Consider the following 18,385-nt stretch of genomic DNA (forward strand, 5'->3'; position numbering starts at 1 on the left):
TGGGGGGTTGGGGAGGCCACTGACAACTCCCGAGGATCACAGATCCATCATCGATTCCGGTCACACATCCGTCGCCGTCTCCGATCCCAGTCGAGAGTTCCGCACACCAGCGAATATCCACTCACCCAGGTTATCGGTCGGAATTCTCGCTCACTCACCGATTCGTGAGACTATCGTCTGACGTAGGCTTAAGTGAATGCGAACCTGTCGTTTGGCCAGACGCACCCGCGGGTGCAGGAGGTTGCCATAGATGGGTCTGCTCAAAGGATTGAAAGATAGTATCTCTCGGGCCACCGATCGGCTCTTCTCCGACGAAGAGCCCAAGCGCATCGGTATCTACGGTCCACCGAACGCCGGAAAGACGACGCTCGCGAATCGGATCGCGCGCGACTGGACTGGCGATGCCGTCGGAACCGAGAGCCACATTCCACACGAAACGCGTCGCGCGCGACGCAAGGAGAACGTCGAGATCGAACGCAACGGCAAGACGGTGACGATCGATATCGTCGACACGCCCGGTGTCACGACGAAGGTCGATTACGAGGAGTTCACCGACGAGATGGAGAAGGACGACGCCGTCCGCCGATCTCGCGAAGCGACCGAAGGAGTCGCCGAGGCGATGCACTGGCTTCGCGAAGACGTCGACGGCGTCATCTACGTCCTGGATAGTGCGGAGGATCCGATCACGCAGGTCAACACGATGCTCATCGGGATCATCGAATCGCGAGACCTGCCCGTCCTGATCTTCGCGAACAAGATCGACCTCGACGACTCGAGCATCAAGCGGATCGAGGACGCCTTCCCGCAGCACCAGACCGTCCCCCTCTCGGCGAAGGAAGGCGACAACATGGACGAGGTTTACGACAACATCGCGGAGTACTTCGGGTGAACCATGCCACAGGCCAAACAACCGGACGACGGCGACGGCGTCCAGATCGACCTCGTGAGCGGTGCACGCATGGATGGGCTGACCAGCATGGAGAAGATCCGCCTGATCTTAGATGGCGTCCACGACGGCAACATCGTCATCCTGGAGGAGGGACTCTCGCCCGACGAGGAGAGTAAACTCATCGAGGTGACGATGGCCGAGATCAGCCCGGACGAGTTCAACGGCATCGAGATCGAAACCTATCCCCGGTCAGATACCCGCGATTCGTCGTTCCTGGGTCGCCTCGTCGGCGGCGACTCCTCGAACGCCAAACTGACCGCGATCGGCCCGGCGAACCAGATCGAGACACTCCACAAGGACGAAACGCTCATCAGCGCGCTCGTCTCTCGCAACTGATGCCACACCAGTGTACGAACTGCGACCGACGATTTCCCGACGGCTCGAAGGAGATGCTCTCTGGCTGTCCGGACTGCGGTGGCAACAAGTTCCAGTTCGCGCCCGCTACGAGCGAGGCATCGGACGACGCCTCCAGTGGCGAGGCGACCCCAGCGACGGAATCGAAGCAACCGGCAGACGCGACGGCGACGGCGGACCAGGATCCGGCGTCGGCCAGTGCTACCTCGGGACAGGCCCCTGATCGCGAGTGGCCCGAGACGGCGCGCCGACCGGCCGAGAAGGATGGTCGGCTCGACGGCTCGTTCGCAGACGAGTCGCCTGCGGAAGCGGGTACGGACGCGATGGCGGACGATTTCGAGTGGGTGAACGGCGAGGAAGACGACGCACAGGCAACCGCCCGAAGCGACGTCGTCTCGCCCGACGAACTCCCCCGAACCGCCACCGACACTGAAGCCGTCTCCAGTCGAACCGAGGGGGCAACGACCGACGCGTCCGACGGCACCCGAGAAACCGACGCGCGGGACCGTCCAGACGACGGTCGCGTCGTGAGCGAACCGGAAACCGACCAACCCTCGATCGACCAGCTCAGAGAGGAACTCAACCAGCAGTTCGAGAGCATCAAGATCGTCAACCCCGGGCAGTACGAACTCAACCTGATGGAGCTGTACGATCGGGAAGAACACATCGTCTCCCTCCAGGAAGACGGTCGATACGTGATCAACGTCCCCGAGAGCTGGCACGACTCCTGACGGCCCGTTCTCCGATCCGTTCGCACTTCATCCGCGAACGGCATCGCTGCGCCGACTGGTATCGGTCCATCGATCGCTTCTTGCGGCCGTCACGTGTCTCTATCTTCGATCGTTCGTCAGCTCCAGGTGCCGGAGCCGACTAACGCCGGAACCCACCCCTTCATTTCACCTGGAGATACGCCGACGGTCGAGGAATAGATTCGCCGTATCCGGCCTATTGGCGATCGATCTGAATTTCCAGTCGAAACGGAGGGGTCCGTTCGGAGTCCTGGGGCGATCCCAACGCGTTCAGAGTTCGTCGCCAGTCCGACCCGGTGAACAGGTGGCCAGATCGAACCGACGACTGGCGGGTGAGCCGGCGAACGGATGGATTTATGCGACCGGATCGACTCCATTCAGTCATGAGTCAGGCAACCAAAATCGTCCTCTCGACCGTCGCCGTCGCTGCGGTCGTTTCGGTCGCACTCGTCGTCCAGCTCGGACTGCTGTGATGTTCAGCGAGCGAACGCTCTCACCGCCGGTCGACTCGGTCCGAGCTGCGTACGCGCCGGAACTGCTCGTCTACGATGCGGCGGGTGATTTCGAGACCCTGCCGCCGGCACAGGCAGAGGAACTCGGCCTCCTCGTCGACGCACTCGAGCCGAGTCACTACCCGACCGAGTGGATCCCGCCGACGGGGCCGGACGTCCTCGAGCGATACGCGAGTACGACGTTCACTATCGGCATGCCCGGCGACGGCAGCGTCGTCTGGACGCGACAGACGACCCCACCGATCGTCCTGGTCAAACCTCGTCTCGAGGGGTCGCCAGAGGGCTTCGTCGACTTCCTGCTGGCTGAAGCGATCGTCGAGTGTTCACTGGACGTTCCCGAACACTTTCTCGGCTTCTTCGAGTCCGGCTATCGCGACCTCGACGCGGCCGTCGATCTCGGTCCGGCCGGAACCTACCAGATCGCGGCCGCGTTGTACGACGGCTGGATCGGCCTTCACACGCGTGAGGAGTTTTCCTCCTGGGAATCGGATCGACCCGACCTCGCCGCACAGTGGCGCGACGCCGGCGCTCGACTCGAAGGACGGGTGGAATCGCTCCCCGGTGCTGTCGCACGGGGCGAAACCTCGTTCGCCGATGCGACGGAGCTAGCCTGTAGCGCCATCAAACACGGGCTCGACCTGCCGAAGCCCTTCGACGCACTGGACACCGAGGCCTACCGGGACCACGCCAGTGCGTTCGCGATCGAGTGGGCCGACCGGACGTTCGCGGCACTCTCGGACTGAGAGGACGCATTTTCGACGTGATACGACACGCTCTCGGACTGATGGGACGAACTCCCGACGTGATACGACGTACTCTCGGGGGGTCAGATTTACTCTCGTCGTCCGCTGAGGGTCGTTCGCCCGAGCCCGCTGCTCAATACTCCACGCTGGTGGTCCCATCTTCGTCGAGTTCGATCACGACGTCGAAGAGCGTCGCGAACTCGTCTAAGACGTCCTGGTCGTGCACCTCGACGGAGAGGTGAAAGAGGCCGACGGCGTCGTTGTCTTCGAGGAGTGCGAGGATGCGTTCGGCCGCGGTGAGCGCCTCGTCCTCGTCGGCGTAGTAAGCGAGCTCGGTGAGCGAGTCGAAGCTGAGCCGGCGTTTTCCGTCGGTCCGTTCGAAGAAGTCGGCGACGCCGGAGACGATCCCGTCGACGTGGTCGGGTGCCGAGACGTAGGAGACGTGGTCTTTCGAGCGCCGGGAGTAGCCGCGTTCGATGCTCAGGGTGTCGAGGATGTCAGCACAGCGCTCGTCCACGTCGTAGTGTTCTAGCTTTTGGCTCACCTCGCGAGCGGTCGTTCGGGTCGAAACGACGAGAAAGCGATCGGTGTCTGACTTCAGAAAGTCGGTGTCGATACGATCTGTTTCACCGGTACTCGGGTGTAACAAGAGAATCCCCGTTCCCCCCGGAACGGTTTCGGGTGCGCCGTCGATGTCGAGCGCGTACTCCATAGTGCGCGAAAGAGGAACGGGCCAGACCATAAACGGTGTGGATCCGGGGTGACGTATGGCCCGTCGTGGGTGGGTGGTTCCGAACCGCGCCACAGGTGGTTCCGAACCGCACTACGGGCGTTTCTCCGACGCTCGATTCACCTCGAACACACCGTCCGACCAACGGCGCCCATTCCTTCCGATCCACGTCGACCACTCCACCCGGCCCACGTCGACCACTCCACCCGGCCCACGTCGACCACTCCTTCCGATCCATGTCGAACGGACTTTCAACGGTCACGCCGACTGTCCCGTTATGAGCGTACGTGCGGAGTTCGACGCGTGGGCGGCCGACGGTCGCGACAGAGGGATGGAAGACCGCCACTGGGCGACCGCCAAACACGCGCTCGGGCGGCTGCCGGTCGAACCCGGCGACGTCGTCCTCGATCTCGGCTGTGGAAGCGGCTACGCCGGCCGGGCGATTCGCGATACCTACGACGCCGGCACCGTTTACGGCCTCGACGGGGCGCCGAAGATGGCCGAAAACGCCGCGAGTTACACCGACGATCCGCAGGTCGGCTACGTCGTCGGCGACTTCGGTTCGCTGCCGTTCGCCACGGACGCGATCGATCACGTCTGGTCGATGGAGGCGTTCTACTACGCCGCCGATCCACACGAAACCCTCCGAGAAATCGCCCGCGTGCTCCGTCCTGGCGGCACCTTCTACTGCGGCGTCAACTTCTACGAGGAGAACGTTCACTCTCACGAGTGGCAGGATCGGATCTCCGTGGAGATGACCCGCTGGGACGCGACGACGTACCGCGAGGCGTTCCGCGACGCGGGCCTTCACGTCGCCGAGCAGGACACGATTCCCGACCGCGAGGTCGATATTCCCGACGAGTCGGCCTTCCCCACTGACGACTGGGAGCGCCGCGAGGACATGGTCGAACGCTATCGCGAGTTCGGGACGCTGCTGACGGTCGGCGTCGCCGAGTGAGGGTACCGGTCCGGAAAGTCGCCTCGGACGAGCACCCTCGGCAACCGACGGCGATTCACTTGCGATACCCCCTCATTTCACGTGGAATATCGGGACAGACTAGCTCATGTCACCGAAATCGACGCCCACGACTCTTCCCTCTCCGTCGGTCGTCCGTCTGACACTCCAGTCGAACGAATCGTCGTTACACACCGTCAACTGGGCAAATTCGGCCGAATATCGACGCACAGAACCCCTTTACTTCGACTGGAACTACGCCATCATGACACGAGGGGCGTGTGAACTCGACGCAGGGGGTCTCACTCGGCGTCTGACGCACGGCTGACGTCCACTGGAAATGTGGGTGTAGACATCTTTTCAGACAATACAAGAAGGTTCGACAGTTCCCAGCCTCGTGCGACCACTGCATCGAAGGCTGCCGTCTCAGTCTCGGCGGGACGGACCCCAGTTCAGGGCGTCCGCTCGCCGGCCGGAATCGCGATGTCGAGCCAGTTGGTCTCGGGCGGTTTCGGACACTCGAATGCCTCCGAGAAGGCGCAGAAGGGCGTGTACGCGAGGTTGAAGTCGACGACGATCTCGTCGCCCGTCTCGAGCGACCGCTCGGCGGCCAGCTCGATGTACCGCCCGCCATCGTAGGTTTGCTGTCCGGTCGTCTTGTCGCGGAACGGGACGAACAACGTCTCGTCGTTCGCGCCTTCCTGGCGATAGCTATCGATCTCGACGGGAACGTCGTCCCGATCGGGATCTGCGGCGGGGAGTGTCGTCGACAGTGTCGCGACCGCGAGGTACCGCATCTCCCCGCCGGTCTGCGTGTCCATGTAGGCCACGTCGGGGTCGTCGTGGACGGTCACGTCGGCCGTGACACGGTAGGCGGGGTCCGGCTCGAAGTACGCGAGCCCGTCGAACTCGTCGCGTTCGTCCGGCGGGATCGGCGACTGGGGATGGTCGGCGAAGAAATCGTCTTTCTCAGCGCGCTTTGCAGCGAGTTCGCGGCGCCACCGATCTACGTCCACGTCGTCGGTCATGGAGCGTGATTGACCGCCGCCACGGGAATGCGTTGCGTTCTCGCGGGGCCGATCACCGATGTGGAGACTCGGCCCGTCGACAGATCGCCGTTCCTCGCGGCCGCACAGCTCCCCGACGTGGCGTTCGGAAAAAAAAGCGGACGAACCCACCGCCGAATGGCCCCCCGGTTCGCTCGATCGCCGGTCCCAGCGGCGATCGAGGGTCGGTGCCGCCGTCCGTCGGCGCCGTCACCGCGGTTCGAGTTCGATGACGACGTCGTCGATTGCGTGTTCGAGATCGATCTCCCAGGCGGACTGGATGCCGACGGCGAGGGTGATCGTGTCCGTCGACAGCGCTGGGGTCTCCCAGCCGGTCTGGAACTCGTCCCAGCCCTCGGTCCGGTTGAGCGGTTCGACGAGGCCGCCGACCTCGCCGTGAAGGCGCCAGGCTTCGAGCGCGGTCGGGAAGTCCTCGAGGGACGTCGGCGATTCGGGACCGGCGTAGACGCGGATCCGCGAGAGATCGATCTCACTCTCGACCGGGCTCCACCCGGAGACGCCGATATCGCCGTAGTAGGCGGTGCCGGGCTCCACGTCGAACTCGCGTGCGATCCAGATGCCGCCGTGGCCGGCGGTCGCGTCGAGTGTTAGCGAGGCAGCGCGCCCGTCGACGAGCGATCGGTCCTCGGTGACGCCGACGGACCAGTCCGTGCCTTCCTCCACCCCGTCGGCGACATCGGCATCGATCGACCATCCGTCGAGTCCGTTGGCGAAGGTCTCGTGGTGAGAGACCGTCGCGGCGTCGTCCGCGGCGGCGACGCCCACGATCGAGCCGGTGGCGGTTGCGGTGGCGATGCGCAGGAACCTTCGGCGGGTCTGTTGCGACATGCATTCGGCGGTTCCACGAACCCCGATATAATATTTTTGAATTGATATGTATTGATGAATGTTACCAATGGAAACAGTACCATACGGGTTGCTATCACTACTGGGAATCACAGTACGGAAGCAAGACTCCGGAGAATACTTTCTAAAAGTGAATTATACGTCGTTATCAGTGCCGACGAGTAAGGATATATAATTTTCCGGATATCGGTACGGTTTGTGTTGGGAAAGAATGGGTGAATTTTATGAATAAATAGCGGGGTGAAGACCGGTCTGTCGGTCGGTTCCGCGTCCTCTCGAACCGGACGTGCTCGGCGGTCCCACGGGAACTGACAGCCTGGAGCGCTCTCACCGGCGGTCCGGCGACAGCGCGTCGATCCACCCATCGAGACGCTGGCCCACGAGATCGAAATCGGTATCGGATTCGGGCAGCAGCCCACAGTCGAGATGGTGACACTCGTCTCGCCCGAAGTCGCCGCCGTTCGACTCGAGCGGCGGCACCGCGAGGACGTCACCGCCGCGACGAATGCACTTGCGTGAGCAGGTGTTCCATCCCATTTTCCGAGACTTCGCCGCTCGATCCGACGTCGTCCAGTCCCGACGTCGTCGCGGCGAGCGACGGGCTCCGTGACGACGGTGCGGCCAGCTACCCGGACCGCGCGACCGACTCGTGCGACGGCCGGGCGCAGTCGCTCGGCCACCTGCACGAGACGACGATGCAAGACAGAACGTATATCGACGACAGTGAACCGACCGAATCGACGACGACCATCGCGGGCCACGTCCACGAGATCCGCGACCTCGGCAGCATTCAGTTCGTCCTGGTCAGGGATCGAACCGGCCGCTGTCAGGTGATCGTGAAAGCCGACGAGCACCCGGCTCTCACCGGTCGGGTCGACGATCTGGGACGGGAAGACGTCGTTCGCGTCACCGGCAAGCTCGTCGCTGCCGAGCAGGCGCCGAGGGCGGGGCGGAATTGTTCCCCGTGGCCTACTACGACCGGGAGGCGGTACTCTCACAGAGCCCCAGCTGTACAAGCAGGTCCTCGTCGCCGCGGGCTTCGACCGGCTCTTCGAGGTCGGCACCGCGTTCCGCGCGGAGGCGTTCGCCACGTCTCGGAAATCTCGATGCTCGACGTAGAACTCGGCTACATCGAGGACCACCACGACGTGATGGACGTTCAGGAGGCGTCCCTGCGACACGCGCTCGGTGAGCTCCGGACGCGGGTCGACCGCGAACTGACACGGCTGGACGTCGACCTCACCGTTCCTGCGGACCCGTTCCCCCGGATCACCTTCGAGGAGGCACTGGATCTCCTCGCGACGGAGTACGATCACGAACCCGAGGACTCGACGGATCTCGACACCCGCGGCGAACGCCTGCTGGGGGAGTACTTCGCCGAACGCGGTCAGCCGGCCGTGTTCGTGGTCGGGTATCCCGAGGAGAAGTTCTACTACCGACAGGACGTCGCGACCGACGAGATCGCCTCACGAAAGTTCGACCTGCTCTATCGGGGGCTCGAACTCTCCTCGGGCGGCCAGCACGAACACAATGTCGACCGGCTCCGCGAGCGGATGGTCGAACGCGGCCTCGACCTCGCGGACTTCGAGTTCTACCTGGAGGGACTCAGTTACGGGACCCCACCCCACGGCGGCTTCGGACTCGGTATCGACCGGCTCGTCCAGCAGATCGCCGACCTCGACCACGTGTCGGAGGCGATCCTCTTCCCGCGAGATCCGGACCGGCTGGCGCTCTGCGTGGGAGTACCGCCTCGATCGGGGGTGGTCCGGCCATTTATACACGAGGACGAAGCAAGCCCACTCCGTCAACCCTATGGCTGCCCATCGATGAGTACGGAAGAGATGGAAGCGTGGCGGGCGCTGTTCGGTCACGACGAGCCCTACGACGAGCAGGTCGACGGCATCGAGACCGCGATCGAGACGGCTCGTGACGGTGGCTACACCGTGATCGAGGGCGCCTGCGGGACGGGCAAGACGATGCTCTCGCTGTCGGCCGGGCTCTCGCTGGTGCGCGACCCCGACTCGACGTACGAGCGCGTCCTCGTCCTGACGAGCGTCAAGCAGCAGTTACGCCAGTTCGAGACCGATCTACAGACGATCAACGAGAACCTGCCCGACGAGCACGAGCCGGTCTCGGGGCTCACGCTGGTCGGAAAGGCGGACGTCTGTCCGTACAATCGCGAACACGCCGCCGGCTTCGACGACAGCGTCGTCTACGATCGGTGTGAGACCCTCCGCGACCGCACCCGCGATCTGACGGGCGAGGGCGGGTCGACCACGACTGGCGACCTCACCGCCCAGGCGCGCAGCCAGCAGGTCGGTCTCGCCGACAGCGGCCGACACGATCTCGGCGTTCGCCTCCTCGAGACGGCCGGCGAGACCGCCCCATTCGCTCCCGACATGCCCGAGTACGACGACGGGCGAAGCGGCGTCGAGTACTGCCCGTTCTACGCGCAGTATCTAGACGATCTGCCCGCCGAGGGCGAGGGCTCGCCCGCCGAGGCGGTGCCGTTCGATCTGACGAGCGCAGGGATGGTGACGCCGGACGACCTCGTGGCGAAGTCGGTCCGACACGGGACCTGCCCCCACTCGGTGATGGGTGCGGCCCTCGGCGAGGTCGAGGTCGTGATCGGCAACTACTACCACGCGTTCGATCCGACGACACTCTCGGCCTTTACGGGCGCGCTCGCCAGCGAGGAGACCTTCGTCGTCTGCGACGAGGCACATATGCTCGAACCGCGCGTGCGAGACCTCGTGAGCGACGGCGTGGCCGACGCGACGATCCGCGACGCCGTCACGGAACTCTCGCGGGTGATCCGGCCCGTCCGCTACGAGCGCGAGGGCCGGGAGACGGAAGGCGGGTCGAAGACGGCGGATGCGGAACTCGTCCGCGCGGAACTGGCCGGCTCCGACGTCTCGTTCGAGGAACTGGAGGCCACCCTCGAGTTCCTGCAGGATCTGCGCACGGAACTCGATCGCCGGGTCGAGGCCCACCTCGACACCGAGTCGCCGGGCTGGCGCTCCGACCTGACGACGCTCTCGGACGACGAAATCCCTCTTCGGGACCCGTCAGAGCCGGCCGTCGATTCCCTCTCCGAGTGGGCCGAGCGGGCGGGCTACACCGATATCCACTGGGTCCGGTCGGAGTCCGTCGGGGCCGTCGTCTCTCGCATCCTGAACGAGGCCGAAGACGAAGAGCGGACGAGGGCCGCACCCGCCGTCGGGCGGCTCCTGGGTGAGTGGAACCGACGGGGCCACACCGACTACTTCCGCGAGATCGAACTCGAACGGACGTGGGACGAGACCGAACCCGACGACTCGTGGCGACGCGCGTACACGGCCAGACTCTCCCTGCACAACTGCGTCCCGAGCGGTGCTATCGGCGAACGGTTGGCCGCGTTCGGCGGCGGCGTCCTGATGAGCGCGACGCTCGCCCCGATGGACGCCTTCGCCGAGGTGACGGGTCTACGATATCTCGAAGACGAGGCGGATCGCCCGATCGTGGAACGCCGCTACGGCCTCCACTTCCCCGAGGAAAACCGCGAGAGTTTCGCCGTCGCCGCACCCAAGTTCACCTACGACAACCGCGGGTCCCCGGGCGGGGCTGGCGACGAGGCCAACGGTGTCGCGGGCGACACGACCCCGACTCGCCGCGTGTACGCCGACGCCCTGGCCGAAATCGCCGCCCTGCCCGGCAACGTCCTCGTCGGGATGCCGAGCTACGCCGAAGCCGAGTGGGCGGCGGGCACGCTCGAGTCCAATCTCGACGGCAAACCCGTCCTCCTCGACGTGGCCAGCGACGACGTGGCCACCGAGTCGCTGAAAGACGAGTTCTTCGCGGGTGATGGGAAGGTGCTGGTCACCAGTCTCCGTGGAACGCTCACCGAGGGCGTCGACTACGGCGGCGACCGGCTGAACGCGGCGGTCGTCTGCGGCGTCCCGATCGTCAACACGTCGAGTCCGCGCACGCAGGCGGTTCGACGCGCATACGACGACGAATTCGGCGCGGGTTTCGAGTACGCGCTGACGGTTCCGGCGGTTCGAAAGGCGAGACAGGCGCTCGGACGCGTCATTCGAAGCCCCGAGGACGTCGGCGCTCGGGTCTTTCTCGACGAACGCTACGCGCGCGAGTCGTGGGATTCGGTTCGGGGCTATCTCCCCAACGCCGACGAGTACCAGCCCGTGAGTCCGGACATGCTCGAACTGGGCCTTGACCGCGTCCGTGAGCGGCTCGGGGACGGCTGAGGCCGTGAACTCCACGCGCAATAATGGCAGATAAACGTCAAAATCTTTTTACCGATACGATGGACTCGTCGGGTATGCAACGCCGAACAACCCTCCAGCTCGGCATCTCTGCGGGTCTGGTTTTCCTGCCCGGGTGTACGGACAGCAACTCGTCGTCGCCGGACCACGCCACCGACGGAAACGATGACGAACCGATCGCAGCAGATGCCGAGGCACTCTTACTTACCCAGGACGGCGCGAACGAAGCAGTCGGCGGTGATTGGGACCCTTCAGACCCCCACGAGCGGTCGATGATCACGCGAGGAGCCGACGCCACCATCGGATTGTATTCCATGTCCGAAGACGGTCCAGCCGGATGGATTACCGCCGGAGTCTGGACGTTCGACACCGTTGACGCGGCACGCGAGGCGTTCGACGGCCACGGCTACCAGACCGGATACGGATTCGAAGACCGTGACATTGCGGTCGAGAGCATCTCCGGATCAGTCGATGGAAACGAAGGCATCGTCCTCTTTCGGGACGCGAACGCGATGGGCGCCGTGTCACGAACCGACCCGGAAGGCTCGGACGACGAACTCGTCGACGCGGCGCTCTCTCTCGGTGTCGCGATGCACACGACTTGGCGGTCCGGCTGATCGTCGATCACGACTCGGATGCGCTTTCCTGGCCGTGATCCGCGGGCGAAGAATTATTGCCGATCCGTGCCACCCTATCGCATGGAGGTTCGTGAGATAATGTCGTCGCCGGTGGTGACGGTCGGCGTCGACGCCACGCTCGACGAGGCGGTCGAGACGATGCTCGTCAACCGCGTCGGCAGCGTCCTCGTCGTAGACGACGGTCTCGTGGGAATCGTCACGGAGTCGGATATCCTGGCCGCGCTGTTCGAGGCGGAAGCGACGCTCTCGGCGCTCGCCGTCGCCGACGTAATGAGCACCGAGTTGGTGACGACCACGTCGACGACCAGCGTCAAAGCCGCCCTCCGCACGATGGAGGCCGAGGGGATCAAACGACTCCCGATCCGCGGCGGCACGAAGCCCCTCGGCATCGTCACGCTCACCGACATCGCCTGGCATCTGCCCGACCGGTTGCGAGAGCGGCCGGGCCTGTCGACGCGTCGGCAGGGGCGACGACCGGACGATCGGTGATCGATTCCGCGGATGGGTGGCCACCGGTGCGCTGCCACCGGCCGAATTGCACAGCCTGCACCGAAATCCGTATTTGTTCAACGTCGAATATTTTCGTATGACACAGCGACGGCCGACAGCCAGTGTGCCACTCGTCCACTTCCTCGTAATCGGGTTCCTCGTGGTTGGGACGGGCCTCTACACACTCTTCGGTATTCCCTTCGGCCCACCCGCGGTTCTCGGCCTTCTCGCGTACCTGTGCTATCTGGTCTATCGTGGTGTTCGCGCGATCGAATACGAGGCCTACGAGTGAGCCGATTCGAGAGAAGTGGGGTGACTGAGTTGACGAGCGCCGAATGATCCGCGTGTGACTATCGTGCGATCGGCGAGTAGCGGTCGGTAAGTGCGACGACGCTGGCCGCCGCGGCGACGAGTGTGACCGCTGCGTTGCGGACGATGCTGGAATACGGCCCCGGGCGCCTGCCAACCCGGAGCGGGTTGAAGCCGCTCGATATCGCCACGTTGGTCAGGCGCTTCAGGGCGACGAACACATCACCACGTCGCCGTTCGCGTACACTTCGCCCATCGATGGTCCGCACAGGCGCGACTTCGGTACGTCCTGGATTACCCCCTGGCCCATCTCCTCGGTCAGGAAGTACGACGCTCCCGCCCGCTGGTAGTCCCGATAGACGACGATATCGTGCTGCCTGGGTTGCGTTTCGTTGAGTATCGCCGGACTGGCCGGATGCGACCGTGTGCGCGTGAAGACGGTCTGATACGGATGGTCGGTGTAGACCAACTGCCGAGCGGTCAGTTCCTCGCGCTCGGGCGATCCCGTCATCGCGCCGATGGTATCGACCGCCGCGAGCTCCTGCTCGGTGTAGCTCAGTCGCTCGCGCTCGCCCGGGAACACCGGGTCGTCGACGGTTCCGTTACTCGACATCACCATTACGCTCGGGAACGCGAGCGCGAATACCACCGCAACGGCGACGAACACCCGCGGGTCCAGAGCTCGTGCGAGGTAGCCGAGGCCGACGACGCCGAGGATCGCCATCGGCGCGTACAGGAACGCGATCCAGCGCTGCGGAACGAAGTTGTTGATGCCGAATATCGGGAGGCCGAGAACGAACACCAGCATGATCGCGGTCGTGACGACCAGCGTCATCGTCGCCTGAGAGGCCCGGTTGCGGTGGAGTACGTAGAGACACCCCGCGAGCGCGGCGAACAGGAGCAGGAGGAACCCCACCGTATCCATGTAGAGGGCGACCTCCTCGACGAACGACGGGCCGCCACCGCTCGCGCCGCTACCGCCGGCGGCGCTCGATCCGCCGATGAGATTCAGGAGGCCGGCACTCGACGAGAGCGTCTCGACGAGGTAACTCAACACCAGCGAGAGGAACGGCTGGTCGGAACCCGCATACGGCGTGAACGACCACATGAACAGGGTGAATCCCGCGTCGAACACCAGCACGCCCGCGATCCGGACGGTCTGCTCCCCCTCGAACGGGGTGAAGATGGTCGGCGAACTGGCGAAGGGGCCGTGCTCGACGAGGAACCGTGCGACGAGCGTCGACCCGAGTAGCACGAGCATGATGAACGTCGACACCTGATGGGTGAGGATGAGTGCCATGGACGCGAGTATCAGGAGCACGAAGTCCCGAAGTCGGTACTCGATCCGCATCAATCGGACGAGCATGTAGGTGATGGCGAGGAACACGACAAGGCCCTGGCTCGTCGGGATGAGGTGGATGCTCCACTCGACGGCGTAGTCAGCCAACGCGTACAGTGCGGCCGCGAGGATCGCCCACCGCTCGGCCACGAGCAGGTTTGCCGTCGCGTACACGAACAGCGACGACAGCACCATGATGGGACCGAGCGTGAGGTAGAGTGCGGTTCGGAGCGAGGTGTCGAACAGCGCCGCGCCGGTCACCACGTAGAGGTGGTAGAAAGGAGCCGCGTAGTGCTTGTCGTCGTCGATCGCCGCCAGCGTCCCCTCGGTCAGGATCGCATCGGCGAGTCGCGGAACGTGGGTCCAGATGTCGATCCCGATGAACCCCGGGTTCAGGTACAGCGCCGGAAGTCGGATCGCCGCCGCGAGAACGACGATCTGCAGGAGCAGCCAGTCGCGGCTGAGATCCTCCTCGCGGACGAACAGGACCTGTCCGATCAGGAGCGTTCCGAGAACGCCCGCGATAGCGTAGAACAGTGGCGACCGTCCACCCGAGTGGACCGCGACGACGATCATCAGTGCCACGCCGAAGAAGACCGCGCTCGGGAGGATCGCCGAAGCGCGGGTGGGGAGTCGAGGGAGCGAGCGGTGGTGCGGGTGGCGATCGCTCGTCCCGGTGTACATCCCGACGAGGTAGAGCGCGCAGGCGACGCCGAGGACGATCGGAATCGTCTCGATGTAGATCTGGGAGACGAAAAACCGCAGCGGCACCAACGCGAGCGCGAGGAGGACGCCGGCGATGGCGGCCGCCTCGTCAAGGGGAATGCCGTCGAACCGGCCGCCGGATCGAATCGACATCAGGTCGCGCCCCCCAGTTGCGTCCCGAGCGAATCGGCGCCGCTCCGCGTCGCGTTCCGATCGGCACACACCCGTTCGTAGACCGCTCGAAGTCGCGCGCCGGTGGCTTCGAGTTGCCACTCCGGCGGGAGGGTCGCCCCCGCCGGCCGCGGCGCTTCGAGGACGCGGTCGAGTTCGGCCGCGAGTTCGTCGGTACTACTGCACACCGCGGTCCCCGGCACGTCGTCGACGAAGCCCACGTCGGTGGAGACGACCGGAACGCCACACGCCGCCGCCTCCTTGACGACCATCGGGCCGCTCTCGCGTCGGGACGTGACGAGCAGCGCGTCACTGGCGTTTAGATAGTGCGACATTTCGTGGTGGGGGACGCCAGTCACGGTCCGGAGGTCGGCGTCCGCGTCGGCCGCTTCGACCACGCGCTCGGCGCGAGGAAAGTCCTTCTCCGGGCGTTCGGGCGCGTACGGAAAGAGGACGATCGTCTCGTCGTCGCTCCAGCCGACTCGGTCGCGGGCGCGATCGCGTGGAATCTGACGGAACCGGTCCGCGTCGACGCCGAACGGGACGAACGTATAGGGGCGACCGAGCGCCTCGGCCATCCGGCGACTCGGGAGGATCGTCGCGTCGGCGAGCCCGGCCGCCATCCTGCTCAGGCGGCACAGCCACTCGCGTTCGCTCATCAGGTCGGTCCCCCAGAAGGTGACGACGACCGGCCGCCGGGTCGCCGCGAGGGCGAACGGGGCGGTCAGCCCGTAGTTGGCGTGGACGAGGTCGTGATCGTCGATCGCAGCGAGGACCTGTGGGTAGTAGCGAGCGTACTCCGCCACCGAGCGCGGCTCGTCGGGCCGGTAGGACCCCGGCACCTCGAGCACCGTCGATTCGACGCCGACGCCTTCGAGCGCGGTGACCTGGTCGTCGAAGAAGGGCCGGTGATTGGTGACCAGCTGGAGGACCTTCATTCGGCGCACACCTCCCGATCGCGGTTGGCTCGCATGTCGAGCGTCATCGCGATCAGCAACGCCAGTCCGCCGATCGGAATCAGTACCACGCCCGCCACGCCGGTGATCGTCCCGCGTCGGTCGCCGTCGCTGGCCACCGCGGCTATCCCCCCGATCGCGCCCGCGACCACAGTGCAGATGCCGAAGCAGTAGAACAGCGCGAGCGGGTGAAAGTCCCTGACGAGGTACTTGACGCGGAGTCGCCAAAAGAATCGATCGAGCAGAAGCCCAGACAGTCGCGGGATGAACGACGAGTACTCGATGCTGCTCGTCTCGTCTCCGTACACCGCGGCCATCGGCACGTCTGCGACCGTATAGTCGTTCGCGTTGAGTTGCACCAGGACGTCGTTACAGAAGCCGTAGTCCTGGTAGAGATCGGACGGTCCGAGGGTCTCGAGCGCCTCCCGCGTGATGGCGGTGTAGCCGTTCTGCGGGTCCATCGTCTTCCAGTACCCGCTGGCAATCTTCGTGAGAAGCGTCAGTGACCAGTTACCGAAGAGCCGCCACCGCGTCATGCCCTCTCGGAACTCCGATTCGAGGAGGCGATTGCCCTTCGCATAGTCGGCCTCGTCCTCGACGATCGGGTCGAGGAGCCGCGGGAGTTCGTCGGGATCCATCTGGGCGTCGCCGTTCATCACCGCGACCACGTCGACGTCGTCCGAGAGCGCCCGTTCGTAGCCGGTCGTGACCGCGCCGCCGACGCCCTGGTTTTCCGCGTGACGGATCGCCACGGCGCGCTCACCGACGTCGATCCCGCCGTCGGTTTTGGTGGCCTCCCCGACGGGTCGGTCCGCGTGCTCGGCGGACCGGAGCAGGTCGTCGACGGATCGGTCCGTCTCCTCGTCGGAGGTGAGGTGGCCGGGTTCTCGGGACGTTCGGTCGAATTTGCTGGCGGGCTGGTCCGATTCGCCGTCGGATCGGCGGGACGCAGACGCCGCGTCGGCCGACTCCCGGGACCCCTCGTCGGACTCGTCTGGTGACCGACTGGCCTGTTCGACGGCGCGACGAACGTGGTCCCACGTATCGTCGGTCGAACAGTCGTCGACCACGTAGATCCGGTCGACGAACGCCGGCATCGTCTCGACGACGGTGGCGACGAGCGCCGACTCGTTGTACGCCGGAACGACGACCCCCACGCGAGCATCCCGGTACATCTCACAGCCTCCGGTAGGTGAACCCGTGGTCGGTCACGTCGTCGGCGTCGAACACGCCGTTGACGTCCATCAGTACGGGGTCGTCGGCCGCGGCGTCGGCCGCGGCCGCGAGATCGAGGCGTTCGAACGCGTCGTGTGCGGTCGCCAGCAACACGCAGTCGACGCCGTCGAACGAGGGCACCTCGTGGACCTCGATGTCGAAGTGGTCGCGGATCACGTCGTCGGCCGCGTGGGGGTCGTGACCCGCGACATCGATGTCGTACTTCCGCAGGACGTCGATGACGCCTCGAACCTGCGAGGTGCGGATATCCGTGACGTTCGGCTTGTACGCCAGTCCGAGAACGAGCACCTCGCTCTCACCGAGCACCTTCCCCACGTCGTTCAGCGCCTTCAGCGTGACCTCGCCGACGTGTTTCGGCATGTACTCGTTTATCTCCCGGCCCTTGAGGGTGAGCTTCGGCGTGTAGCCCTGCATCTCCGACCCGTACGCGAAGTAGAAGGGATCGACCGGGATGCAGTGGCCGCCGACGAGGCCGGGCGAGTAGTCGTGGAAGTTCCACTTCGTCCGGGCCGCGTCGAGGACTTCCTGGGTGTCGAGGCCCATTTGGTGAAACACGATCGAGAGTTCGTTGACCAGCGCGATGTTGATGTCCCGCTGGACGTTCTCGATGCACTTCGTCGCCTCCGCGGCCTCGATCGAACCCACCCGGTGGACGCCCGCGCCGACGACCGACTCGTAGAGGGTCGCCACGTCGTCGCGGACCTCGGGTTCGTCGGCGCCCACCACTTTGACGACGTCGCGGAGGCCGTGGTCGTCGTCGCCCGGCGAGGCACGTTCCGGCGAGTACGCCACGTGGAACCCCTCACCGGCCGTCAGTTCCGAGGACGATTCGAGCGCCGGGACCAGCACGTCCCGGGTCGCACCCGGGTATACCGTCGACTCGAGGACGACCGTGGTTCCCGGCGTCATCCACTCGCCGATGGTGTGTCCCGCGCGCTCGACGTACCTGAAGTCGGGATTCTGGAACGCGTCGACCGGCGTCGGGACCGTGATGAAGACGTACTCGACCTCGGCGATGGCAGCGGGGTCGGCGGTGAACTGGACGTTGCTTTCGGCTATCGCCGCGTCGCCGACTTCGCCGGTCACGTCGACGTCCCGATCGAGTTGCCGAATTCTCGCTTCGTCGATGTCGTATCCGTGCACTTGCTGTCCCGCGTGGTCGAACTCGATCGCCAGCGGGAGACCGACGTAGCCGAGACCCACCAGGCAGATGGGAACCGACTTCGGGCTGTGCTGCTGTCGCTCGATCCTCGACGCTCGCTCTGGGTTCTCGTTGTACGAACTCATGATAGTGTCTCTGAAGTGAATTTCTCCACAGTCGTCTCGTCGTGCGTCGCAAGCGGTCCAGCGGTCATTATTATATGACTGATAAGCA

At 64.9% G+C, this 18,385-nt stretch carries 18 protein-coding genes and 1 pseudogene; 11 read left to right on the forward strand and 8 right to left on the reverse strand.

The window, feature by feature from the left end:
* Positions 1-250 precede the first annotated feature (250 nt).
* The 5 genes from C479_RS08935 (at position 251) to C479_RS08950 (ending at position 3,307) form a co-directional block, all read left to right on the forward strand.
* Complete coding sequence (locus C479_RS08935) at positions 251-889, forward strand: Era-like GTP-binding protein (protein ID WP_007701201.1); 639 nt, start codon at positions 251-253, stop codon at positions 887-889.
* 3 nt (positions 890-892) lie between these two features.
* Positions 893-1,285 (forward strand): DUF2073 domain-containing protein, encoded by a 393-nt coding sequence (locus tag C479_RS08940; protein ID WP_007701204.1) that lies wholly within the window; start codon positions 893-895, stop codon positions 1,283-1,285.
* Positions 1,285-2,034, forward strand: a complete 750-nt coding sequence (locus tag C479_RS08945; protein WP_007701206.1) for an OapC/ArvC family zinc-ribbon domain-containing protein — start codon at positions 1,285-1,287, stop codon at positions 2,032-2,034. The genes C479_RS08940 and C479_RS08945 overlap by 1 nt, the downstream gene beginning before the upstream one ends.
* A gap of 401 nt (positions 2,035-2,435) precedes the next feature.
* Positions 2,436-2,525, forward strand: coding sequence for a hypothetical protein (locus C479_RS17030; protein ID WP_015299366.1), 90 nt, complete (start codon positions 2,436-2,438; stop codon positions 2,523-2,525).
* The gene (locus C479_RS08950; RefSeq protein ID WP_007701208.1) at positions 2,525-3,307 is read left to right on the forward strand and encodes a DUF7089 family protein; all 783 of its coding nucleotides are present in this window, start codon (positions 2,525-2,527) and stop codon (positions 3,305-3,307) included. Before C479_RS17030 ends, C479_RS08950 begins: the two co-directional genes overlap by 1 nt.
* A 133-nt stretch (positions 3,308-3,440) precedes the next feature.
* On the opposite strand, the gene C479_RS08955 is transcribed toward C479_RS08950, so the two are convergent.
* Positions 3,441-4,019: a DUF7090 family protein gene (locus C479_RS08955; protein WP_007701211.1), complete on the reverse strand. Its 579-nt coding sequence runs from the start codon at positions 4,017-4,019 to the stop codon at positions 3,441-3,443.
* A gap of 295 nt (positions 4,020-4,314) precedes the next feature.
* Between C479_RS08955 and C479_RS08960 the strand changes: the two genes are divergently transcribed.
* Positions 4,315-4,995: a class I SAM-dependent methyltransferase gene (locus C479_RS08960; protein WP_007701214.1), complete on the forward strand. Its 681-nt coding sequence runs from the start codon at positions 4,315-4,317 to the stop codon at positions 4,993-4,995.
* Positions 4,996-5,444: 449 nt separating this feature from the next.
* Here the strand turns inward: C479_RS08960 and C479_RS08970 are convergent, their stop codons facing one another.
* The 3 genes from C479_RS08970 to C479_RS16070 form a co-directional block, all read right to left on the reverse strand.
* A complete protein-coding gene (locus tag C479_RS08970; RefSeq protein WP_007701220.1) occupies positions 5,445-6,020 on the reverse strand; it encodes a DUF1684 domain-containing protein in 576 nt (191 codons plus the stop codon).
* A 228-nt stretch (positions 6,021-6,248) separates the two neighbouring features.
* The gene (locus C479_RS08975) at positions 6,249-6,887 is read right to left on the reverse strand and encodes a hypothetical protein (protein WP_007701223.1); all 639 of its coding nucleotides are present in this window, start codon (positions 6,885-6,887) and stop codon (positions 6,249-6,251) included.
* 345 nt (positions 6,888-7,232) lie between these two features.
* Positions 7,233-7,442 carry a hypothetical protein gene (locus tag C479_RS16070; protein ID WP_152415847.1) on the reverse strand — a complete coding sequence of 70 codons (210 nt, stop codon included), beginning with the start codon at positions 7,440-7,442 and terminating at the stop codon, positions 7,233-7,235.
* 158 nt (positions 7,443-7,600) lie between these two features.
* On the opposite strand from C479_RS16070, the pseudogene C479_RS17035 reads away from it, so the two are divergent.
* From C479_RS17035 to C479_RS08995, 5 genes and pseudogenes are all read left to right on the forward strand, one after another.
* Positions 7,601-8,632, forward strand: a pseudogene (locus C479_RS17035) (amino acid--tRNA ligase-related protein); the annotation flags it as partial.
* Between the two features lie 114 nt (positions 8,633-8,746).
* Entirely contained in the window at positions 8,747-11,149 is a 2,403-nt protein-coding gene (locus tag C479_RS16805) for an ATP-dependent DNA helicase (RefSeq protein WP_049907216.1), read from the forward strand.
* Between the two features lie 74 nt (positions 11,150-11,223).
* A complete protein-coding gene (locus C479_RS08985) occupies positions 11,224-11,784 on the forward strand; it encodes a hypothetical protein (protein WP_007701227.1) in 561 nt (186 codons plus the stop codon).
* Between the two features lie 81 nt (positions 11,785-11,865).
* On the forward strand, positions 11,866-12,294 hold the full coding sequence (locus C479_RS08990; protein WP_007701230.1) for a CBS domain-containing protein: 429 nt from the start codon (positions 11,866-11,868) through the stop codon (positions 12,292-12,294).
* A 97-nt stretch (positions 12,295-12,391) separates the two neighbouring features.
* Positions 12,392-12,586, forward strand: a complete 195-nt coding sequence (locus C479_RS08995; protein ID WP_007701233.1) for a hypothetical protein — start codon at positions 12,392-12,394, stop codon at positions 12,584-12,586.
* A gap of 222 nt (positions 12,587-12,808) precedes the next feature.
* Here C479_RS08995 and C479_RS09005 read toward each other — a convergent pair whose 3' ends face one another.
* From C479_RS09005 to C479_RS09020, 4 genes are read right to left on the reverse strand one after another with little or no spacing between them, the layout of a single operon-like run.
* Positions 12,809-14,800: a hypothetical protein gene (locus C479_RS09005; RefSeq protein ID WP_049907182.1), complete on the reverse strand. Its 1,992-nt coding sequence runs from the start codon at positions 14,798-14,800 to the stop codon at positions 12,809-12,811.
* A complete protein-coding gene (locus C479_RS09010; protein WP_007701241.1) occupies positions 14,800-15,756 on the reverse strand; it encodes a glycosyltransferase in 957 nt (318 codons plus the stop codon). The genes C479_RS09005 and C479_RS09010 overlap by 1 nt, the downstream gene beginning before the upstream one ends.
* Complete coding sequence (locus tag C479_RS09015) at positions 15,753-16,949, reverse strand: glycosyltransferase family 2 protein (RefSeq protein ID WP_007701244.1); 1,197 nt, start codon at positions 16,947-16,949, stop codon at positions 15,753-15,755. The genes C479_RS09010 and C479_RS09015 overlap by 4 nt, the downstream gene beginning before the upstream one ends.
* A 1-nt stretch (position 16,950) precedes the next feature.
* A complete protein-coding gene (locus C479_RS09020; protein ID WP_007701245.1) occupies positions 16,951-18,297 on the reverse strand; it encodes a nucleotide sugar dehydrogenase in 1,347 nt (448 codons plus the stop codon).
* Positions 18,298-18,385: the final 88 nt, after the last annotated feature.

Origin of the sequence: Halovivax asiaticus JCM 14624, from assembly GCF_000337515.1 — an archaeon.
In the GTDB taxonomy this organism is placed as follows: Archaea; Halobacteriota; Halobacteria; order Halobacteriales; family Natrialbaceae; genus Halovivax; species Halovivax asiaticus.

Bases quoted from the DNA above. Each gene is read 5' to 3' on its own strand.
- C479_RS08970 (WP_007701220.1), bottom strand. From the start codon at position 6,020: ATGACCGACGACGTGGACGTAGATCGGTGGCGCCGCGAACTCGCTGCA.
- C479_RS09010 (WP_007701241.1), bottom strand. From the start codon at position 15,756: ATGAAGGTCCTCCAGCTGGTCACCAATCACCGGCCCTTCTTCGACGAC.
- C479_RS09015 (WP_007701244.1), bottom strand. From the start codon at position 16,949: ATGTACCGGGATGCTCGCGTGGGGGTCGTCGTTCCGGCGTACAACGAG.
- C479_RS09005 (WP_049907182.1), bottom strand. From the start codon at position 14,800: ATGTCGATTCGATCCGGCGGCCGGTTCGACGGCATTCCCCTTGACGAG.
- C479_RS08995 (WP_007701233.1), top strand. From the start codon at position 12,392: ATGACACAGCGACGGCCGACAGCCAGTGTGCCACTCGTCCACTTCCTC.
- C479_RS08985 (WP_007701227.1), top strand. From the start codon at position 11,224: ATGCAACGCCGAACAACCCTCCAGCTCGGCATCTCTGCGGGTCTGGTT.
- C479_RS08990 (WP_007701230.1), top strand. From the start codon at position 11,866: ATGGAGGTTCGTGAGATAATGTCGTCGCCGGTGGTGACGGTCGGCGTC.
- C479_RS08975 (WP_007701223.1), bottom strand. From the start codon at position 6,887: ATGTCGCAACAGACCCGCCGAAGGTTCCTGCGCATCGCCACCGCAACC.
- C479_RS08950 (WP_007701208.1), top strand. From the start codon at position 2,525: ATGTTCAGCGAGCGAACGCTCTCACCGCCGGTCGACTCGGTCCGAGCT.
- C479_RS08940 (WP_007701204.1), top strand. From the start codon at position 893: ATGCCACAGGCCAAACAACCGGACGACGGCGACGGCGTCCAGATCGAC.
- C479_RS17030 (WP_015299366.1), top strand. From the start codon at position 2,436: ATGAGTCAGGCAACCAAAATCGTCCTCTCGACCGTCGCCGTCGCTGCG.
- C479_RS16805 (WP_049907216.1), top strand. From the start codon at position 8,747: ATGGAAGCGTGGCGGGCGCTGTTCGGTCACGACGAGCCCTACGACGAG.
- C479_RS08935 (WP_007701201.1), top strand. From the start codon at position 251: ATGGGTCTGCTCAAAGGATTGAAAGATAGTATCTCTCGGGCCACCGAT.
- C479_RS08945 (WP_007701206.1), top strand. From the start codon at position 1,285: ATGCCACACCAGTGTACGAACTGCGACCGACGATTTCCCGACGGCTCG.
- C479_RS09020 (WP_007701245.1), bottom strand. From the start codon at position 18,297: ATGAGTTCGTACAACGAGAACCCAGAGCGAGCGTCGAGGATCGAGCGA.
- C479_RS08960 (WP_007701214.1), top strand. From the start codon at position 4,315: ATGAGCGTACGTGCGGAGTTCGACGCGTGGGCGGCCGACGGTCGCGAC.
- C479_RS16070 (WP_152415847.1), bottom strand. From the start codon at position 7,442: ATGGGATGGAACACCTGCTCACGCAAGTGCATTCGTCGCGGCGGTGAC.
- C479_RS08955 (WP_007701211.1), bottom strand. From the start codon at position 4,019: ATGGAGTACGCGCTCGACATCGACGGCGCACCCGAAACCGTTCCGGGG.